14 protein-coding genes and 2 tRNA genes are annotated in these 17,266 nt (G+C 44.7%); 15 read left to right on the forward strand and 1 reads right to left on the reverse strand.

Features of this window, described 5'->3' with window-relative positions; translation table 11 throughout:
• Window positions 1–63: 63 nt before the first annotated feature.
• The 5 genes from carA (at window position 64) to M0C34_RS05760 (ending at window position 6,391) form a co-directional block, all read left to right on the forward strand.
• Window positions 64–1,206 carry a glutamine-hydrolyzing carbamoyl-phosphate synthase small subunit gene (carA, locus tag M0C34_RS05740; RefSeq protein WP_248714697.1) on the forward strand — a complete coding sequence of 381 codons (1,143 nt, stop codon included), beginning with the start codon at window positions 64–66 and terminating at the stop codon, window positions 1,204–1,206.
• 19 nt (window positions 1,207–1,225) lie between these two features.
• Window positions 1,226–4,444: a carbamoyl-phosphate synthase large subunit gene (gene carB, locus M0C34_RS05745; RefSeq protein ID WP_248714698.1), complete on the forward strand. Its 3,219-nt coding sequence runs from the start codon at window positions 1,226–1,228 to the stop codon at window positions 4,442–4,444.
• 147 nt (window positions 4,445–4,591) lie between these two features.
• Entirely contained in the window at window positions 4,592–5,068 is a 477-nt protein-coding gene (gene greA, locus M0C34_RS05750; RefSeq protein ID WP_248714699.1) for a transcription elongation factor GreA, read from the forward strand.
• Window positions 5,069–5,124: 56 nt separating this feature from the next.
• Window positions 5,125–5,730 carry an HAD family hydrolase gene (locus M0C34_RS05755; RefSeq protein ID WP_248714700.1) on the forward strand — a complete coding sequence of 202 codons (606 nt, stop codon included), beginning with the start codon at window positions 5,125–5,127 and terminating at the stop codon, window positions 5,728–5,730.
• A gap of 169 nt (window positions 5,731–5,899) precedes the next feature.
• The gene (locus tag M0C34_RS05760) at window positions 5,900–6,391 is read left to right on the forward strand and encodes a hypothetical protein (protein ID WP_248714701.1); all 492 of its coding nucleotides are present in this window, start codon (window positions 5,900–5,902) and stop codon (window positions 6,389–6,391) included.
• A gap of 42 nt (window positions 6,392–6,433) precedes the next feature.
• Here M0C34_RS05760 and yhbY read toward each other — a convergent pair whose 3' ends face one another.
• Window positions 6,434–6,730 carry a ribosome assembly RNA-binding protein YhbY gene (gene yhbY, locus M0C34_RS05765; protein ID WP_248714702.1) on the reverse strand — a complete coding sequence of 99 codons (297 nt, stop codon included), beginning with the start codon at window positions 6,728–6,730 and terminating at the stop codon, window positions 6,434–6,436.
• Between the two features lie 114 nt (window positions 6,731–6,844).
• On the opposite strand from yhbY, the gene rlmE reads away from it, so the two are divergent.
• From rlmE to infB, 10 genes are all read left to right on the forward strand, one after another.
• Window positions 6,845–7,474 carry a 23S rRNA (uridine(2552)-2'-O)-methyltransferase RlmE gene (rlmE, locus tag M0C34_RS05770; protein WP_248714703.1) on the forward strand — a complete coding sequence of 210 codons (630 nt, stop codon included), beginning with the start codon at window positions 6,845–6,847 and terminating at the stop codon, window positions 7,472–7,474.
• 49 nt (window positions 7,475–7,523) lie between these two features.
• Window positions 7,524–9,452 carry an ATP-dependent zinc metalloprotease FtsH gene (ftsH, locus tag M0C34_RS05775; protein ID WP_248714704.1) on the forward strand — a complete coding sequence of 643 codons (1,929 nt, stop codon included), beginning with the start codon at window positions 7,524–7,526 and terminating at the stop codon, window positions 9,450–9,452.
• Between the two features lie 62 nt (window positions 9,453–9,514).
• Entirely contained in the window at window positions 9,515–10,345 is an 831-nt protein-coding gene (folP, locus tag M0C34_RS05780) for a dihydropteroate synthase (RefSeq protein WP_248714705.1), read from the forward strand.
• The gene (gene glmM / locus M0C34_RS05785; RefSeq protein ID WP_248714706.1) at window positions 10,345–11,682 is read left to right on the forward strand and encodes a phosphoglucosamine mutase; all 1,338 of its coding nucleotides are present in this window, start codon (window positions 10,345–10,347) and stop codon (window positions 11,680–11,682) included. The genes folP and glmM overlap by 1 nt, the downstream gene beginning before the upstream one ends.
• A 160-nt stretch (window positions 11,683–11,842) precedes the next feature.
• Window positions 11,843–12,187, forward strand: a complete 345-nt coding sequence (gene secG, locus M0C34_RS05790) for a preprotein translocase subunit SecG (RefSeq protein WP_248714707.1) — start codon at window positions 11,843–11,845, stop codon at window positions 12,185–12,187.
• A 7-nt stretch (window positions 12,188–12,194) separates the two neighbouring features.
• Window positions 12,195–12,280 (forward strand) — tRNA-Leu (locus M0C34_RS05795).
• 53 nt (window positions 12,281–12,333) lie between these two features.
• Window positions 12,334–12,410 (forward strand) — tRNA-Met (locus tag M0C34_RS05800).
• 145 nt (window positions 12,411–12,555) lie between these two features.
• Window positions 12,556–13,014, forward strand: coding sequence for a ribosome maturation factor RimP (gene rimP, locus M0C34_RS05805; RefSeq protein WP_248714708.1), 459 nt, complete (start codon window positions 12,556–12,558; stop codon window positions 13,012–13,014).
• 12 nt (window positions 13,015–13,026) lie between these two features.
• Window positions 13,027–14,523, forward strand: coding sequence for a transcription termination factor NusA (nusA, locus tag M0C34_RS05810; protein WP_248714709.1), 1,497 nt, complete (start codon window positions 13,027–13,029; stop codon window positions 14,521–14,523).
• Between the two features lie 22 nt (window positions 14,524–14,545).
• Window positions 14,546–17,200 (forward strand): translation initiation factor IF-2, encoded by a 2,655-nt coding sequence (gene infB, locus M0C34_RS05815; RefSeq protein ID WP_248714710.1) that lies wholly within the window; start codon window positions 14,546–14,548, stop codon window positions 17,198–17,200.
• Window positions 17,201–17,266: the final 66 nt, after the last annotated feature.

Genomic DNA, 17,266 nt, shown 5'->3' on the forward strand with positions numbered 1-17,266 from the left:
GGGCTAAAGTTTACCCTTTAGTTCCATTTTGTTGTGTCGACAGTTCTTTGTTAGGAGGTTGCCTTGAGCAAATCAGCGCTGCTGGTATTAGAAGACGGTACCGTGTTCCGTGGAACCGCAATCGGAGCTAATGGTTCTGCCGTTGGAGAAGTAGTTTTTAATACTTCAATGACCGGATACCAAGAAATTTTAACTGACCCCTCATATGCTCGCCAAATAGTCACCCTCACTTATCCTCATATTGGAAACTATGGAACTACCCCGGAAGACGAAGAGTCTTCTAGCATACATGCCTGTGGTTTAGTGATTCGTGATTTACCTTTGTTAGCCAGTAATTTTCGCAGCCAACAAAGTTTGAGTGAGTATCTTGAGTCTCGCAATGTGGTTGGCATAGCGGATATTGATACCCGCAAGTTAACCCGTATTTTGCGTGAAAAAGGGGCTCAGGCTGGCTGTATTGTAGCCGGAGATGATTTAGACGAAGCGCAAGCTTTGGCGCAAGCTAAAGGTTTCCCGGGATTAAAAGGGATGGATTTGGCCAAAGAAGTGACTACGGCTAAAACCTATTCATGGGCGCAAGGTAGCTGGGACTTAGTGAATGGCTTACCTGCAGACAGTGAAGACAGTAAGTTTCATGTGGTTGCTTATGATTTTGGCGTTAAACGTAATATTTTGCGTATGTTGGTTGACCGCGGTTGTAAGTTGACTGTGGTTCCGGCACAAACTTCAGCTGAAGAAGTATTGGCGTTAAATCCAGATGGTATTTTCTTATCGAATGGTCCTGGGGACCCAGAGCCATGTGATTACGCCATTGCTGCGGTTAAAACCTTCCTAGAAACTGATATTCCGGTATTTGGTATCTGTTTAGGCCACCAAATTCTTGCGTTGGCCAGCGGTGCTAAAACAGTGAAAATGAAGTTTGGTCATCATGGCGGTAACCACCCAGTAAAAGACATCGAGCATAACCGAGTCATGATTACTGCGCAAAACCATGGTTTCGCCGTAGACGAAAAAACCTTGCCTGATACGCTAACAATGACCCACTTCTCTTTGTTTGATCAAAGTTTACAGGGTATCCATCGTAACGATAAGCCAGCATTTAGCTTCCAAGGTCACCCAGAAGCAAGCCCCGGCCCACACGATGCAGCGCCATTGTTTGACCATTTCATTGAATTAATTGAGCAGCGCCTTAACGGCCAAGCGTAGGTAGAGAGCAACAGAACTTATGCCAAAACGTAATGATATAAAAAGCATCCTAATATTGGGCGCAGGCCCAATTGTTATCGGCCAAGCTTGTGAGTTTGACTATTCTGGCGCTCAGGCTTGTAAAGCCTTGCGTGAAGAAGGTTACCGAGTAATTTTGGTTAACTCTAACCCAGCAACTATTATGACAGACCCAGAAATGGCCGATGCCACATACATCGAGCCGATTCATTGGGAAGTGGTAGAGCGAATCATAGAAAAAGAGCGCCCAGATGCGGTGTTACCTACCATGGGTGGCCAAACTGCATTGAACTGTGCGCTAGAGCTAGAAAGTAAAGGTGTACTAGAGAAATACAATGTCGAAATGATTGGCGCTACTGCAGATGCGATCGATAAAGCAGAAGACCGAAGCCGTTTTGACAAAGCGATGAAGAGCATAGGTTTGGCTTGTCCGAACGCGGGTATCGCTCATTCAATGGAAGAAGCTTACGGTGTTTTAGAACAAGTAGGCTTTCCTTGTATTATTCGCCCTTCTTTTACAATGGGTGGCACCGGTGGTGGCATCGCGTATAACAAAGAAGAGTTTGACGAAATCTGTACTCGAGGCTTAGACCTTTCTCCAACCAGTGAGCTATTAATTGATGAAAGCTTAATCGGTTGGAAAGAGTATGAGATGGAAGTGGTTCGTGATAAAAACGACAACTGTATCATTGTATGTGCCATTGAAAACTTTGACCCAATGGGTGTACACACTGGTGACTCGATCACGGTAGCCCCAGCACAAACCCTTTCTGACAAAGAATACCAATTGATGCGTAATGCCTCGTTAGCGGTTTTGCGTGAAATTGGTGTAGAAACGGGGGGCTCGAACGTACAGTTTGGTATTTGCCCAAATACTGGTCGTATGGTGATTATTGAGATGAACCCGCGTGTATCGCGTTCATCAGCTCTGGCTTCTAAAGCAACAGGTTTCCCAATTGCTAAAATAGCCGCTAAGCTAGCCGTCGGTTTTACGCTTGATGAACTACAAAATGATATTACCGGTGGCCAAACACCTGCATCGTTTGAGCCGTCAATCGATTATGTAGTGACTAAAATACCACGCTTTAACTTCGAGAAATTTGCTGGTGCCAACGACCGTTTAACGACTCAAATGAAGTCGGTGGGTGAGGTGATGGCGATTGGTCGTAACCAACAGGAATCACTACAAAAAGCCTTACGTGGCTTAGAAGTAGGTGTTGATGGTTTTGATCCGATTGTTGACTTAAATGCACCTGATGCGATGGAAACTATTCGACACGAGCTACAAAACGTAGGCTGTGACCGTATTTGGTACATTGCAGACGCATTCCGTGCGGGCATGAGTGTAGAAGATATCTTTGGCCTAACTAACATCGACCGTTGGTTCTTGGTACAAATTGAAGACATCATCTTGTTAGAACAGCAAGTTGCTAAAGCGGGGGTTGCTAGTTTAGACGAGGCAACAATGCGCAAACTTAAGCGTAAAGGCTTTGCTGATGCGCGTTTGGCAAAACTCACCGGTGTCTCTGAAAAAGAGCTTCGTAAATTACGTCATCGTTTAGAAGTACTGCCGGTTTACAAGCGTGTTGATACTTGTGCTGCCGAGTTTGCTACCGATACCGCTTACATGTACTCAAGCTACGATGAAGAATGTGAAGCAAAACCGACTGATAACAAAAAAATCATGATATTAGGCGGTGGTCCAAATAGGATTGGCCAAGGTATTGAGTTTGATTACTGTTGTGTACACGCCGCGCTGGCTATGCGTGACGATGGTTACGAAACCATTATGGTTAACTGTAACCCCGAGACAGTATCTACCGATTACGATACCTCAGATCGCCTATATTTTGAGCCCGTTACCTTAGAAGATGTGTTAGAAATTGTACGCATTGAGCAACCAACTGGCGTGATTGTTCAGTACGGTGGACAAACACCGCTTAAACTAGCTCGTGAACTTGAAGCTGCTGGCGTGCCTATTATTGGTACCTCTCCCGATGCTATTGATCGCGCAGAAGACCGTGAGCGCTTCCAGTTAGCGGTAGATCGTTTAAAGCTTAAACAGCCTGAAAATGACACGGTAACCACCACTGAAGAAGCGGTTATCTCAGCGCAGCGCATTGGTTACCCTTTAGTGGTTCGCCCATCTTATGTACTGGGTGGCCGAGCTATGGAAATCGTCTACGATGAAATAGATTTGCGTCGCTACTTTAAAGAAGCGGTAAGTGTATCTAATGATTCGCCTGTGTTACTTGATAGTTTCTTAAATGATGCTGTTGAAATCGACATTGATGCCATCTGTGACGGTAAAGATGTGGTGATTGGCGGTATCATGGAGCACATTGAGCAAGCGGGTGTTCACTCAGGTGATTCAGCTTGTTCATTACCTGCTTATACTTTGAGCCCGCAGATTCAAGACCGTATGCGTGAACAAGTTCGGGCCCTAGCCCTAGAGCTTGGCGTTATTGGTCTAATGAATACCCAGTTCGCTGTTAAAGACGATGAGATTTATTTAATCGAAGTTAACCCGCGCGCTGCGCGTACCGTTCCGTTTGTGTCTAAGGCTACAGGCGTTCCGATTGCAAAAGTAGCTGCGAGGGTAATGGCCGGTGTATCTTTAGCCGAGCAAGGCATTACTAAAGAGGTTATTCCACCATTTTATTCAGTGAAAGAAGTCGTATTGCCGTTTAACAAATTCCAAGGTGTTGACCCTATATTAGGCCCAGAAATGCGGTCTACTGGCGAAGCAATGGGAGTGGGTGACACTTTTGCTGAAGCTTACGCCAAAGCTGAGCTGGGTATTGGTAACGATGGCCCTAAGAGTGGTCGGGTATTGCTGTCGGTACGTAACTCAGACAAGAAACGTGTTGCAGAGCTAGCCGCTAAACTGTTAGAGCTGGGATATGAACTGGATGCAACGCACGGTACTGCTGTAGCCTTGGGTGAAGCGGGAATTAACCCTCGCTTAGTGAACAAGGTGCATGAAGGTCGTCCGCATATTCTTGACCGCTTGAAAAACGGCGAATATAGCTACGTAATCAACACAACCGAGGGGCGTCAATCTATTGAGGACTCTCGTCAACTACGTCGCGCTGCGTTAGCGCAGAAAGTGAACTACACTACCACCTTAAACGGAGCATTTGCCACTTGTCAGGCACATACTGCGGATGACCGTGGTACTGTGACTTCTCTTCAAGAATTGCACAAACGCATCGTTTAATCGGCGACTAATGTTATTTGTAAAGCGGTGAAGATCTTCACCGCAGCGTAAAATAGCGTTACACTGCAGTTATTAGTACAAGTAAATTTGGCTGTCATCGACAGCCAAATTTTTTTCTGTTTTTCTAGTTTGATTGAGTTAGTAGATATGAAACCTGTTCCTATGACAGTGCGCGGCGAAACGCAATTACGCGAAGAGTTAGAGCATTTGAAAACGGTCGTTAGACCTAGAATTATTGAAGATATTGCGGTAGCACGCGAGCATGGTGACCTTAAAGAAAATGCCGAGTATCACGCGGCACGTGAACAGCAAGGTTTTTGTGAAGGTCGCATTCAAGATATTGAAGGCAAGCTAAGCAATGTTCAAGTTATTGATGTAACCAAAATCACCAATGCGGGTAAGATAATTTTTGGCTCCACAGTCACCCTATTAAATATAAATACCGACCAAGAAGTTACGTATGGCATTGTGGGTGATGACGAAGCTGACATCAAACAAAATCGTATCTCGGTCAACTCGCCGATTGCGCGTGGATTGATTGGAAAGCAAGTAGAAGACGAAGTTACGGTGATCACACCCGGTGGTGAGGTTGAGTACGAAGTCATCAAAGTCGAATACATTTAGCTAGACTTAAATTTGAAAACGCAGCTATAAGCTGCGTTTTTTATTGGAGGTACATTTTGTTATCAATAGATTATTCCAAATATGACGCGTTCATTTTTGATATGGATGGCACCTTGGTCGATTCGATGCCTGCCCACCTAGCTGCATGGGAACAAGCCTTATTGAAACAACAATTGCCCGTGCATATAGGCTTCGTTGCAGAACGGGGTGGCATGCCGACTTTGAAAATAGCCGAGCAGTATCAACAACAATTTGGAGTAGATATCGACGGACCGCGACTACTAAAGGACAAGCGTGCCGGTTTTGATGCCTTGTGGCAGAAGGTGGATCGTATCGATGCTAGTTGCCAACTGCTCAGCAAATTTGCTTCATCGAAAAAATTTGGTCTTGGTACGGGGGCTGAACGAATCAATATGCAGCGGATAATGACTAACCTCAATTTAGCCGGCTATTTTCAAGTAATGGTTTGCGCTGAAGATGTTAAAGCCCACAAGCCAGAACCAGACACTTTTCTCAGCGTCGCTAAGGGCTTAGCAGTACCTCCTGAGCGTTGCTTAGTGTTCGAAGATACACCCTTTGGCTTAAAGGCTGCCCATAATGCTGGTATGGACTGTGTCATGGTTCACAACATGCAGCTCGCTGAGTTCTTAGCGGTAAATTGATAGTGGCAGGGATAGAGGAGGAACTGGACAAGCACAAGTGTAAACAGCGCAGGTATGCTTTTGGCTTATTTTAGATATTCAGATGATAAATTGTACCTAGTGTAGGGATTTGTTATAGTACAAAAGTTCGCCATGGATTGGTTGTTAATTAACTGATTCAGGTGAGTATATGTCAATTCAAATTTCTTCCAGTTCTGCTTATAGTTATCCTCAGCCCAGTGTCGCAGCCTCTAGTACTGCTAGTAACTCTATCGTTAAACCTGGTTACGGTGACATCGTCGATAAGATTTCTGATGAATACGCTCAATTAAGCCCAGAAGAGCAACGTAATGCGCGTTTGTATGTTGGAGAAGAGGTAAGTGGCTACCAACAAAAACAACAGGCTGAAATCGACGCTAAGCGAAACGTTGCTGTAGGCATGTCTTCCGTTAATCATCAACAAAACTTGTTAGATATCTATTACACCAGTTCTACGGGTAATAGCACTAAAGAAAACAATACGGCGCAGGTAAGCTACAAGGCCTTAGAAAGTATTAATGGTAATTTAGAGCAGCAAAAGCAGGTTAATCAGCAGTTAGCTATCGCGGAATTCTATGCAAAGTATGGTGGCAGCGAAGGCCCACAGCCAGAACCTTATCAAACAGTATCTTTAGCGATATAGAATTTAATACAGATATAAAAAAAGCGGCTCAAGCCGCTTTCTTTATTTTTTAGGTAGTTCTATTTTCTTTTCTTCGCTTGGGCGATACATAATCAAAATGTGGCCTATCACCTGAACTTTTACGGCTTCTGTTTTGCTTACGATGGTATCGGCAATCAGTTGCTTCATTTCTCTGTCGTCAGTGGCGATCTTCACCTTGATTAACTCATGGTGAGCCAAGGCGATTTCTATTTCAGCTAAAATGCCTTCGGTCAATCCATTAGACCCAAGCATCACAACTGGCTTAAGGTTATGAGCCAAGGATTTAAGGTGCTGTTTTTGTTTGTTAGTCAGTTGCATGAAACTTTCTACTTACTCGGGGTTGAAAAAGCCATATTCTAGCGCCATCTAAGAATTAATACTATTTTATAATCACTATCCTGTGTGGTTTCGTAACTATAGTGGAAACTATTTGTGACCAATAAAAAACATACGGCCAGCTCTAAACGTTGGTTAACAGAACATTTTGATGATCATTATGTTCAAAAAGCGCAAAAGCTTGGGCTGCGTTCGCGCGCAGTATTTAAAATCGAAGAAATTCAAAATAAAGACAAACTGCTTAAACCAGGCATGACGGTCATTGATTTAGGGGCTGCGCCCGGTGGATGGTCGCAATACTGTGTTGAGCAACTGGGCGTAGATGGGCATGTCATTGCCTGTGATATTTTGCCTATGGACCCGATTGCTGGCGTAGATTTCCTGTGTGGAGATTTTCGTGAAGAAGATGTTCTAAATGCTTTGCTAGCAAGGTTGGACGATAAAAAAGTTGATGTTGTGTTGTCTGACATGGCACCCAACATGAGTGGAAATAATAATGTTGACCAATCTAAAGCAATGTATTTAGTCGAGCTGGCATTAGATATGTGCCGTGAAGTGCTAGCTCCCAAAGGGAGTTTTGTGGTTAAAGTGTTCCAAGGAGAAGGGTTTGATCAATACCTACAAAACGTACGTTCTATGTTCACCAGCGTGAAAACGCGTAAGCCAGATTCTTCTAGGGCGCGCTCTAGAGAAGTCTATATAGTAGCTAGCGGCTTTAAACTATAGTACGCTAGTTAATAATTCTTATTAAATTATAACCGATGAGGTTCACGTCTTGAGTGACATGGCAAAAAATCTGATTCTATGGCTAGTAATAGCAGTGGTTTTGATGTCTGTATTCCAAAGCTTCAGCCCTGATTCAGGCAGTGGTCGGCAAATGGATTATTCCACCTTTGTTAAGGAAGTGAATCAAGAGCAGATCCGTGAAGTAGTGATAAGTGGGCAAGATATTGGAGTAACCAAACGTACTGGTGAAAAATATAACACTATCATTCCGCTTCATGATAAAGACCTAATTAACGATCTTATTAACCATAACGTAACTGTTTTGGGTAAAGAACCAGAAGAGCAAGGCTTACTGACCTCTATCTTCATTTCGTGGTTCCCAATGTTACTGCTAATTGGTGTGTGGATTTTCTTCATGCGTCAAATGCAAGGTGGTGGCGGTAAGGGCGCAATGTCATTTGGTAAAAGTAAAGCGCGCCTGATGAGCGAAGACCAAATTAAGACAAGCTTTGCAGATGTCGCGGGTTGTGACGAGGCCAAAGAAGAAGTGGCCGAGTTAGTTGACTACTTGCGTGACCCAACCAAGTTTCAAAAGCTTGGCGGCAAGATACCTACAGGTATTTTGATGGTTGGTCCTCCCGGTACAGGTAAAACCTTATTGGCTAAAGCCATTGCTGGCGAAGCTAAAGTGCCGTTCTTTACCATTTCAGGTTCAGATTTCGTAGAAATGTTTGTCGGTGTTGGTGCATCACGTGTACGTGACATGTTTGAACAGGCCAAAAAATCAGCGCCTTGTATTATTTTCATTGATGAAATTGATGCGGTTGGCCGCCAGCGTGGTGCAGGTCTTGGTGGTGGACACGATGAACGTGAACAAACACTTAACCAAATGTTGGTTGAAATGGACGGTTTTGAAGGTAACGAAGGTATTATTGTTATCGCCGCGACTAACCGCCCAGATGTATTAGACCCTGCGTTATTACGTCCAGGTCGATTTGACCGTCAAGTCACCGTTGGCTTACCTGACATTCGTGGCCGAGAGCAGATCCTGAAAGTGCATATGCGTAAAGTGCCTCTTGGTGATGGTGTTGATGCTAGCGTGATTGCTCGTGGTACACCTGGCTTTTCTGGGGCAGATCTGGCGAACCTTGTAAATGAAGCTGCTTTGTTTGCCGCACGTGGTAGTAAGCGTGTCGTAGCCATGGAAGAATTTGAAAAAGCTAAAGACAAAATCATGATGGGCGCAGAGCGCAAGTCTATGGTGATGACTGAAAGCGAGAAAGAGATGACCGCTTACCATGAAGCCGGACACGCTATTGTTGGCCGTTTAGTGCCAGAGCATGACCCTGTTTACAAGGTGAGTATCATCCCTCGTGGTCGCGCACTGGGTGTGACCATGTATTTGCCTGAGCAAGATCGAGTCAGTCATAGTAAGCAGCATCTCGAAAGCATGATTTCAAGCTTATATGGTGGCCGCTTAGCCGAGCGCATTATTTATGGTGATGAGAAAGTCTCAACGGGTGCCAGTAACGATATTGAACGTGCCACTGAAATTGCGCGTAAAATGGTGACTCAGTGGGGCTTGTCAGAGTCTATGGGGCCTTTGCTGTACGCTGACGAAGAAGGTGAAGTATTCTTAGGGCGAAGTGCGGCAAAAACTAAGCACATGTCAGATGATACCGCCAAAGCGATTGATGCTGAAATTAGATCAGTGATTGATCGTAACTATAAGCGTGCTGAATCGTTGCTGGAAGAGAACCTTGATATTTTGCATTCAATGAAAGATACATTGATGAAATACGAGACTATCGACGCCAAACAAATTGATGATTTAATGGAGCGTAAAACGCCTCGTCCTCCAGCTGATTGGGATGACACTGACAGTGATGTTACTCCTCCTAGCTCAGGTGAGAAGGAAGCGGACAGCACTGACTCTGTTGATGAAACTAAAGTTGTAGGCGAAGATCCCGCTCAGTAATTGTTAGATTGTTTATCAGCCCTGTAACTTGCGTTACAGGGCTTTTTTGTAAGTAAATGAATATGACTGTTTCTTTTAATATTGGCCCGCACCAGTTTCAGCGCCCGGTGATTATGGGCATTCTTAATGTTACTCCCGATTCTTTTTCTGATGGGGGGAAGTTTGTTGTTCACGATAAGGCCCTACAACATGCTGAGGCAATGCTTGAGCAAGGAGCTGATATAATCGATATTGGTGGCGAATCTACGCGACCTGGTGCCCCTGAGGTATCTTTGGAAGACGAATTGGCGCGGATTGTTGATTTGATATCGGCAATTAAACAGCGCTTTTCTTGCTTAGTGTCTATTGATACCAGCAAAGCGGAAGTGATGCGTCAAGCGGTGCAAAATGGGGCTGATATTATCAATGATGTATGTGCATTAACCAAGCCGAATGCACTAGAAGTGGCAGCCCAGCTTGCGGTCCCTGTCTGTTTAATGCATATGCAAGGGCAACCCAGAACGATGCAAAATAATCCTCTTTATGGCGATGTTGTCAGTGAGGTTATCGATTTTTTAAAATCGCGAGTTGAGAGCTGCGTAGCAGCAGGCGTTAAGCGTTCCAATATAATAGTTGACCCTGGCTTTGGCTTTGGTAAAACGTTACAGCACAACTATCAGCTGTTGGCCCGCTTAGCGGAATGCCATCAGTTACAACTACCAATACTAGCGGGTATGTCGCGCAAGAGTATGTTTGGTAAGTTATTAAATCGCCCTGCCAGTGATTTATTGGCGGCTAATGTAGCCGGCGTAATGATAGCAGCAGAGCAAGGGGCGCAAATTTTTCGAGTTCATGACGTGCAAGCAACTGCAGACGCGTTAAATGTTTTTTCTATGGTACAGACGAGTAAGTAATGACGAGACGATATTTTGGCACGGATGGTGTGCGCGGTAAGGTGGGTGAATACCCCATTACTCCTGAGTTTGCATTAAAATTGGGATGGGCGGCAGGTAAAGTATTGTCCAGCAAAGGCACGCGAAAAGTCTTGATTGGTAAAGATACCCGCATTTCCGGCTACATGTTGGAATCAGCATTAGAAGCCGGCTTATCAGCCGCTGGTGTACAGGCCAGTTTTGTTGGTCCGATGCCGACTCCTGCAGTAGCCTATCTTACACGCACCTTTAGGGCTGAGGCGGGCATCGTTATTAGTGCCTCACACAACCCTTATTACGATAACGGTATCAAGTTCTTTTCAGCAGGCGGCACCAAGCTACCTGATGAACTCGAGTTAGCGATAGAAGCGGAACTCGATAACCCGATGACATGTGTAGAGTCTGCAGCATTGGGTAAAGCACGTCGTATTGAAGATGCGGCAGGGCGTTACATTGAGTTTTGTAAAAGTACATTCCCTAATAAATTTAGTTTAGCTGGCTTGAAAATTGTGGTCGACTGCGCCCATGGTGCGACTTACCATATCGCGCCCAAAGTGTTTAGTGAGCTAGGCGCAGAGGTAATCGCCATTGGCAATAAGCCAGATGGTTTAAACATCAATGAAAAGTGTGGCGCAACCGATACTCGAATGCTCGCAGAGCAAGTGTTAGCGCATCAAGCGGATCTAGGTATTGCCTTAGACGGTGATGGCGACCGAGTCATGATGATTGACCAACATGGTGTTCAGGTTGATGGCGATGAAATACTTTATATTTTGGCTAGAGATGCTCAATTAAGTCAGCACCTTAGTGGTGGAGTCGTTGGCACATTAATGAGTAACTTAGCGTTAGAGCAAGCCTTTACAGAAATGGATATCCCCTTCGTTCGTGCCAATGTGGGTGACCGTTATGTTATGGAGTTATTGTCAGCCAAAGGGTGGACTTATGGTGGCGAAAACTCAGGCCATATCATTTGTTTAGGACATACCACTACCGGAGATGGTATTGTAGCGGCATTGCAGGTCTTAGCTGCTATGTTGGCGCAAAAGCAAACGCTTCGCGGTTTACTTAGTGATTTGACCCTTTACCCGCAGTTATTGGTTAATGTTCGCTTTAAAGGCGACTCAGATCCGCTTAATAGTGCCTTGGTTAAGCAGGCTCAAGAAAAAGCTGAAAAAATGTTAGCCGACGCTGGTAGGGTATTATTGCGCAAATCAGGCACCGAGCCATTATTAAGAGTCATGGTGGAGGGGGCTGATTCAGCTTTGGTTGAACAATGCGCCAATGATATTGCAGAAGCTGTTCGCCTTGCTTGCGATTAATGTGAACAATATTTAAACGGTTGAACACAGAGTAAAAGTTTTTTGAAGTTGGCGCTTGTATTAGTGACAGAGGTTCGCTAATATCTCGCCCGCTTTGGTGACTTGTGTTTCACTAATTGACGGTCGGAATTTAGACCGACCCACACTTAGGTGAAAGAGAATGTACGAAATTTTATTAGTAGTTTATTTAGTAGTGGCGCTGACTTTAATTGGCTTAGTGTTAATTCAGCAAGGCAAAGGTGCCGATATGGGTGCATCTTTTGGCTCTGGGGCGTCAAATACCGTATTTGGTTCTTCTGGTTCAGGTAACTTCCTAACCCGAGCAACCGCAATTTGCGCAACGTTGTTTATTCTTATCAGCTTAGTATTGGGTAACCTTTCAGCCCAGCAAACTAAACAAGTTGATGAGTGGGGTGATTTGTCTCAGCCAATCGCTGAGCAAGTAGCTCCAGTAGGTGATGTACCAGCTTCACCTGCTACACCTGGTAGCGACGTTCCAAACTAGTTTACCTGCCGAGGTGGTGGAATTGGTAGACACGCTACCTTGAGGGGGTAGTGTCCTATGGACGTGCGGGTTCAAGTCCCGCTCTCGGCACCAATAGTTATTTTTGCATAGTGTCTTAGTGGTTGTTATAATCACTGGCATTCGGACGCGGGATGGAGCAGTCTGGTAGCTCGTCGGGCTCATAACCCGAAGGTCGTCGGTTCAAATCCGGCTCCCGCAACCAACTATCAAATACTTAGGTAGTGATAGTGTAAAAGGCTCAGAAATTTTAAAGCCCCGCTTCATCGGGGCTTTTTGTTATTTTCGCGCCGCACCTTAGGTGCTAGAACTGGGCTATTACGCCCTTTTTTTGTTTCTGGAGGGGAACCTTGGCAACTGTAGAACAACGACTAACTGACATGCTTACTCCCGCGGTAGAAGCGCTGGGATTTGAATTGTTGGGTATTGAATACGTCAGTGCTGGCAAGCACTCCATCGTGCGTCTTTTTATTGATCATGAAGATGGCATTAATGTGGATAACTGCGCGGATGTAAGCCGTCAGGCTAGCGCCATTATGGATGTTGAAGATCCAATTAGCACAGAATACAACCTAGAGGTTTCATCTCCTGGTTTAGAACGTCCTCTGTTTAAAGCAGAGCATTATCAACGTTTTATTGGTGATATTGCTTTTATGCAATTACGTATGCCAGTGAATAATCGTCGAAAATGGCAGGGCGAAATCATTGCTGTAGAAGACGATACTGTCGTGCTTGCAGTTGAAAAAGAACAACACCGGATAGCGCTAGGTAACGTACAAAAAGCGCATCTAGTTCCCCAGTTTGATTAAAGAGGGTCAGGAATGAACAAAGAAGTCTTGTTGGTTGTTGACGCGGTATCTAACGAAAAAGCATTACCGCGCGAAAAGATTTTTGAAGCTATGGAAGTAGCCTTAGCCACCGCAACCAAGAAAAAATATGAAGGTGATATTGAAGTTCGTGTTGATATTGATAGAAAAGACGGAAGTTTTGAAACTTTTCGTCGCTGGATGGTTGTTGAAAACCAAGAAGCTATCGAAAACCCTTACCGAGAAATCACTTTAGAAGCGGCCCAATACGAAGAACCAGATAAAGAACTGGGTGATTACGTAGAAGAGCAAATCGAGTCAGTCGTATTTGACCGAATTACTACTCAAACAGCTAAACAAGTTATCGTACAGAAAGTACGAGAAGCAGAGCGCGCTCAAGTTGTAGAACAGTATTTCGATCAAGTAAACGAGTTGGTAACGGGCGTTGTTAAAAAAGTTAGCCGTGAAAATATCATCGTTGATTTAGGTAATAACGCTGAAGCAGTGATTCACCGTGAAGAATCGCTTCCTCGTGAAGCCTTCCGACCGGGCGACCGTGTACGAGGTTTATTATATGAAGTTAAACCTGAAGCACGTGGCGCTCAATTATTCATGAGTCGTACTCGCCCTGAAATGTTGATCGAATTGTTCCGCATTGAAGTGCCAGAAATCGCAGAAGAAATGATTGATCTAAAAGCTGCGGCTCGTGATCCAGGTTCTCGCGCAAAAATTGCTGTTAAGAGTAACGACCGTCGCATCGATCCAGTGGGTGCATGTGTTGGTATGCGTGGTGCGCGTGTGCAAGCCGTATCTGGTGAATTAGATAACGAGCGTGTAGACATTGTATTATGGGATGATAATCCAGCTCAGTTCGCGATTAATGCTATGGCTCCAGCTGAAGTTGCTTCAATTATTGTTGATGAAGATAGCCATTCTATGGACATCGCAGTAGAGCAAGACAACTTGGCGCAAGCTATTGGTCGTAATGGTCAAAATGTTCGTCTAGCTTCTCAACTTACCGGTTGGGAACTTAACGTCATGACCGTTGATGAAGCGAACAATAAGCACCAAGCTGAAGCGCAAAAAGCGGTTGATACCTTTGTTCAGTATTTAGATATTGATGAAGAGTTTTCTATTGTGTTAGCCGAAGAAGGCTTTACCACACTAGAAGAAATTGCTTACGTACCAGTAGCCGAGTTATTGGCGATTGAAGGCTTAGATGAAGACACCGTTAACCAATTACGTGAACGTGCTAAAGCAGCATTAGTAACCGAAGCCTTAGCTAAAGAAGAATCTTTAGAGAACGCTGAGCCAAGTGAAGAGTTATTAGCGCTTGAAGGTATGGAACGTCATTTAGCATTTGTACTTGCTAGTAAAGGTATCATTTCTTTAGAAGACCTTGCCGAGCAAGGCATTGATGAATTAGAAGATATCGAAGAATTGTCGGAAGAAAAAGCCGGCGAACTAATTATGGCCGCCAGGCAGATTTGCTGGTTTGGCGACGAAGAATAGGTCGACGGAGGACTATAGCCCGATGACAGAAGTTTCAATTAAACAACTCGCGACAGACGTGGGAACAAACGAAGATAAATTAATTCAGCAATTTTCAGATGCTGGTATTACTAAATCTTTAACTGACACTGTAACTCAAGAAGAAAAAGCTAAACTTCTCGAGCACTTGAAGTCACAGCATGGCGATGAAACCTCGCCAAGCCGTATGACTTTAAAGCGCACCACAAAAAGCACTCTGAATGTAGCTGGTACTGGTGGTAAAGCTCGTGCTGTGCAGGTAGAAGTTCGCAAGAAGCGTACTTATGTAAAACGCAGCGCTGTTGAAGAGCAAGCAAAGCAAGAAGCAGAAGAAAAAGCTCGCATCGAAGCAGAAGAAGCAACCCGCGTTCAAGCTGAAGCAGCGGCTAAAACAGCGGCTGAAGAAAAAGCCAAGCGTGATGCTGAAGAAAAGATCAAGCGTGAAGAAAAAGCTGCCGCTGCTGCTGCTGCCGCTAAAGCTAAAGAAGCTGAGAAACGTGTCGCTGATGCTGAAAAATCTCCAGAGCAACTCGCTGCTGAGAAAGAAGCGGCTGATATAGCACGTAAGCAAGAAGAGACAGCCATCGCTAAAGCCGAGGCTGAGGCTGAGAAGAAAGCTGAAGAAGCCAAGAAACTAGCGGTAGAAAATGCTGCTCGCTGGGCTGAAGAAGAAAAACTTCGTAAGAAACGTGAAGAGTCAGCTGATTATCACGTAACAACTTCTACCTATGCGCGTGCCGCAGAAGATGAGCAAGAACAAAAAGCCGAAGCACCACGCCGCAAAAAGCGTAAGCCTAAGCAGAATGATTCTAATAATTCTCGTCGTGGTGGTCGTAAAAACAATAAACCTCAGGTGGCTACACCCACTGCTATGCAGCATGGTTTTAACAAACCCGCTCAACCTGTAGAGCGTGAAGTTCGCATTAGCGAAACGATCTCTGTAGGCGAATTGGCTAGCAAGATGGCGGTTAAAGCCACTGAAGTTATTAAAGCGATGATGAAGATGGGCGCTATGGCGACCATTAACCAAGTGATTGATCAAGAAACTGCCACCTTGGTAGCAGAAGAACTTGGTCATAAAGTGGTTCTTGTTAAAGAAAACGCGCTTGAAGAGCAAGTGATGCAAGAAGCTGAGTCAACCGGTGAGAAAACCAACCGTGCGCCAGTGGTAACTATTATGGGTCACGTTGACCATGGTAAAACCTCATTACTTGATTATATTCGTCGAGCAAAAGTGGCAGACGGTGAAGCGGGTGGTATTACCCAGCATATTGGTGCTTACCATGTAGAGACCAACGGTAACATGGTTACCTTCCTGGATACTCCTGGACACGCAGCATTTACTTCAATGCGTGCCCGTGGCGCTAAAGCTACCGATATCGTCGTGTTGGTTGTCGCTGCAGATGATGGTGTAATGCCACAAACTGTAGAAGCAGTTCAGCATGCTCGTGCAGCAGGTGTTCCACTGGTTGTTGCAGTGAACAAGATGGACAAAGAAGGCGCAGATCCAGATCGCGTTAAGAATGAACTATCACAACATGAAGTTATCCCTGAAGACTGGGGTGGTGACGTACAGTTTGTTCACGTGTCAGCTAAAAGCGGTGAAGGCATCGATGACTTGTTAGAAGCCATCGTATTGCAGTCAGACGTATTAGAGCTAACAGCAAGCCATATTGGCGCTGCTTCGGGTGTGGTGATTGAATCTCGTTTAGACAAAGGCCGCGGCCCAATTGCTTCTATCTTGGTTCAACATGGCCAGCTTGAAAAAGGTGATATCATTCTTTGTGGTCTAGAGTACGGTCGTATTCGTGCTATGAAAGATGAGAACGGTAAAGATATTGATTCTGCGGGTCCATCTATTCCTGTAGAAATTTTAGGTCTTTCTGGTGTGCCGCAAGCGGGTGACGAAGCTACTGTTGTTCGTGACGAGAAGAAAGCCCGTGAAGTTGCTTTGTATCGTCAAGGAAAATTCCGTGATGTTAAGTTAGCACGTCAGCAAAAATCTAAACTTGAAAACATGTTTGCCAACATGGAAGAAGGTGAAGTTCAGGAGCTAAACATTGTACTGAAATCTGATGTACAAGGTTCTCTTGAAGCGATTGCTGATTCATTAACTAAACTGTCTACTGATGAAGTTAAAGTTAATATCATTGGTCGCGGAGTAGGTGGTATCACTGAGACTGATGCAACCTTAGCTGCTGCTTCTAACGCTATCGTGTTAGGCTTTAACGTACGTGCAGACGCAACGGCGCGTCGCATTATTGAGTCGGAAAGCGTAGATCTCCACTACTACAGTGTTATTTATGACTTAATCGATGAAGTTAAGAGTGCGATGACAGGGCTACTAGCACCTGAATTCAAACAGCAAATTATGGGCTTGGCTGAAGTACGTGACGTATTTAAGTCACCTAAACTTGGCGCTATTGCTGGTTGTATGGTACTTGAAGGTCAGGTTAAACGTTCTAATCCTATTCGTGTATTACGTGACAATATCGTAATTTACGAAGGTGAACTTGAATCACTACGTCGCTTTAAAGATGATGTAAACGAAGTTCGCAACGGTATGGAATGTGGTATCGGCGTGAAGAACTATAATGATGTTCGTGCTGGTGACCAAATCGAAGTATTTGAGATTGTAGAAGTTAAACGTACACTATAAGTGTAAGGTTTTACTACATCTCTAAGATGGGGGCTTTCGCCCCCATTGTTGTTTTTACGCTCCCTA

The organism is Agarivorans sp. TSD2052 (assembly GCF_023238625.1).
In the GTDB taxonomy this organism is placed as follows: Bacteria; Pseudomonadota; Gammaproteobacteria; order Enterobacterales; family Celerinatantimonadaceae; genus Agarivorans.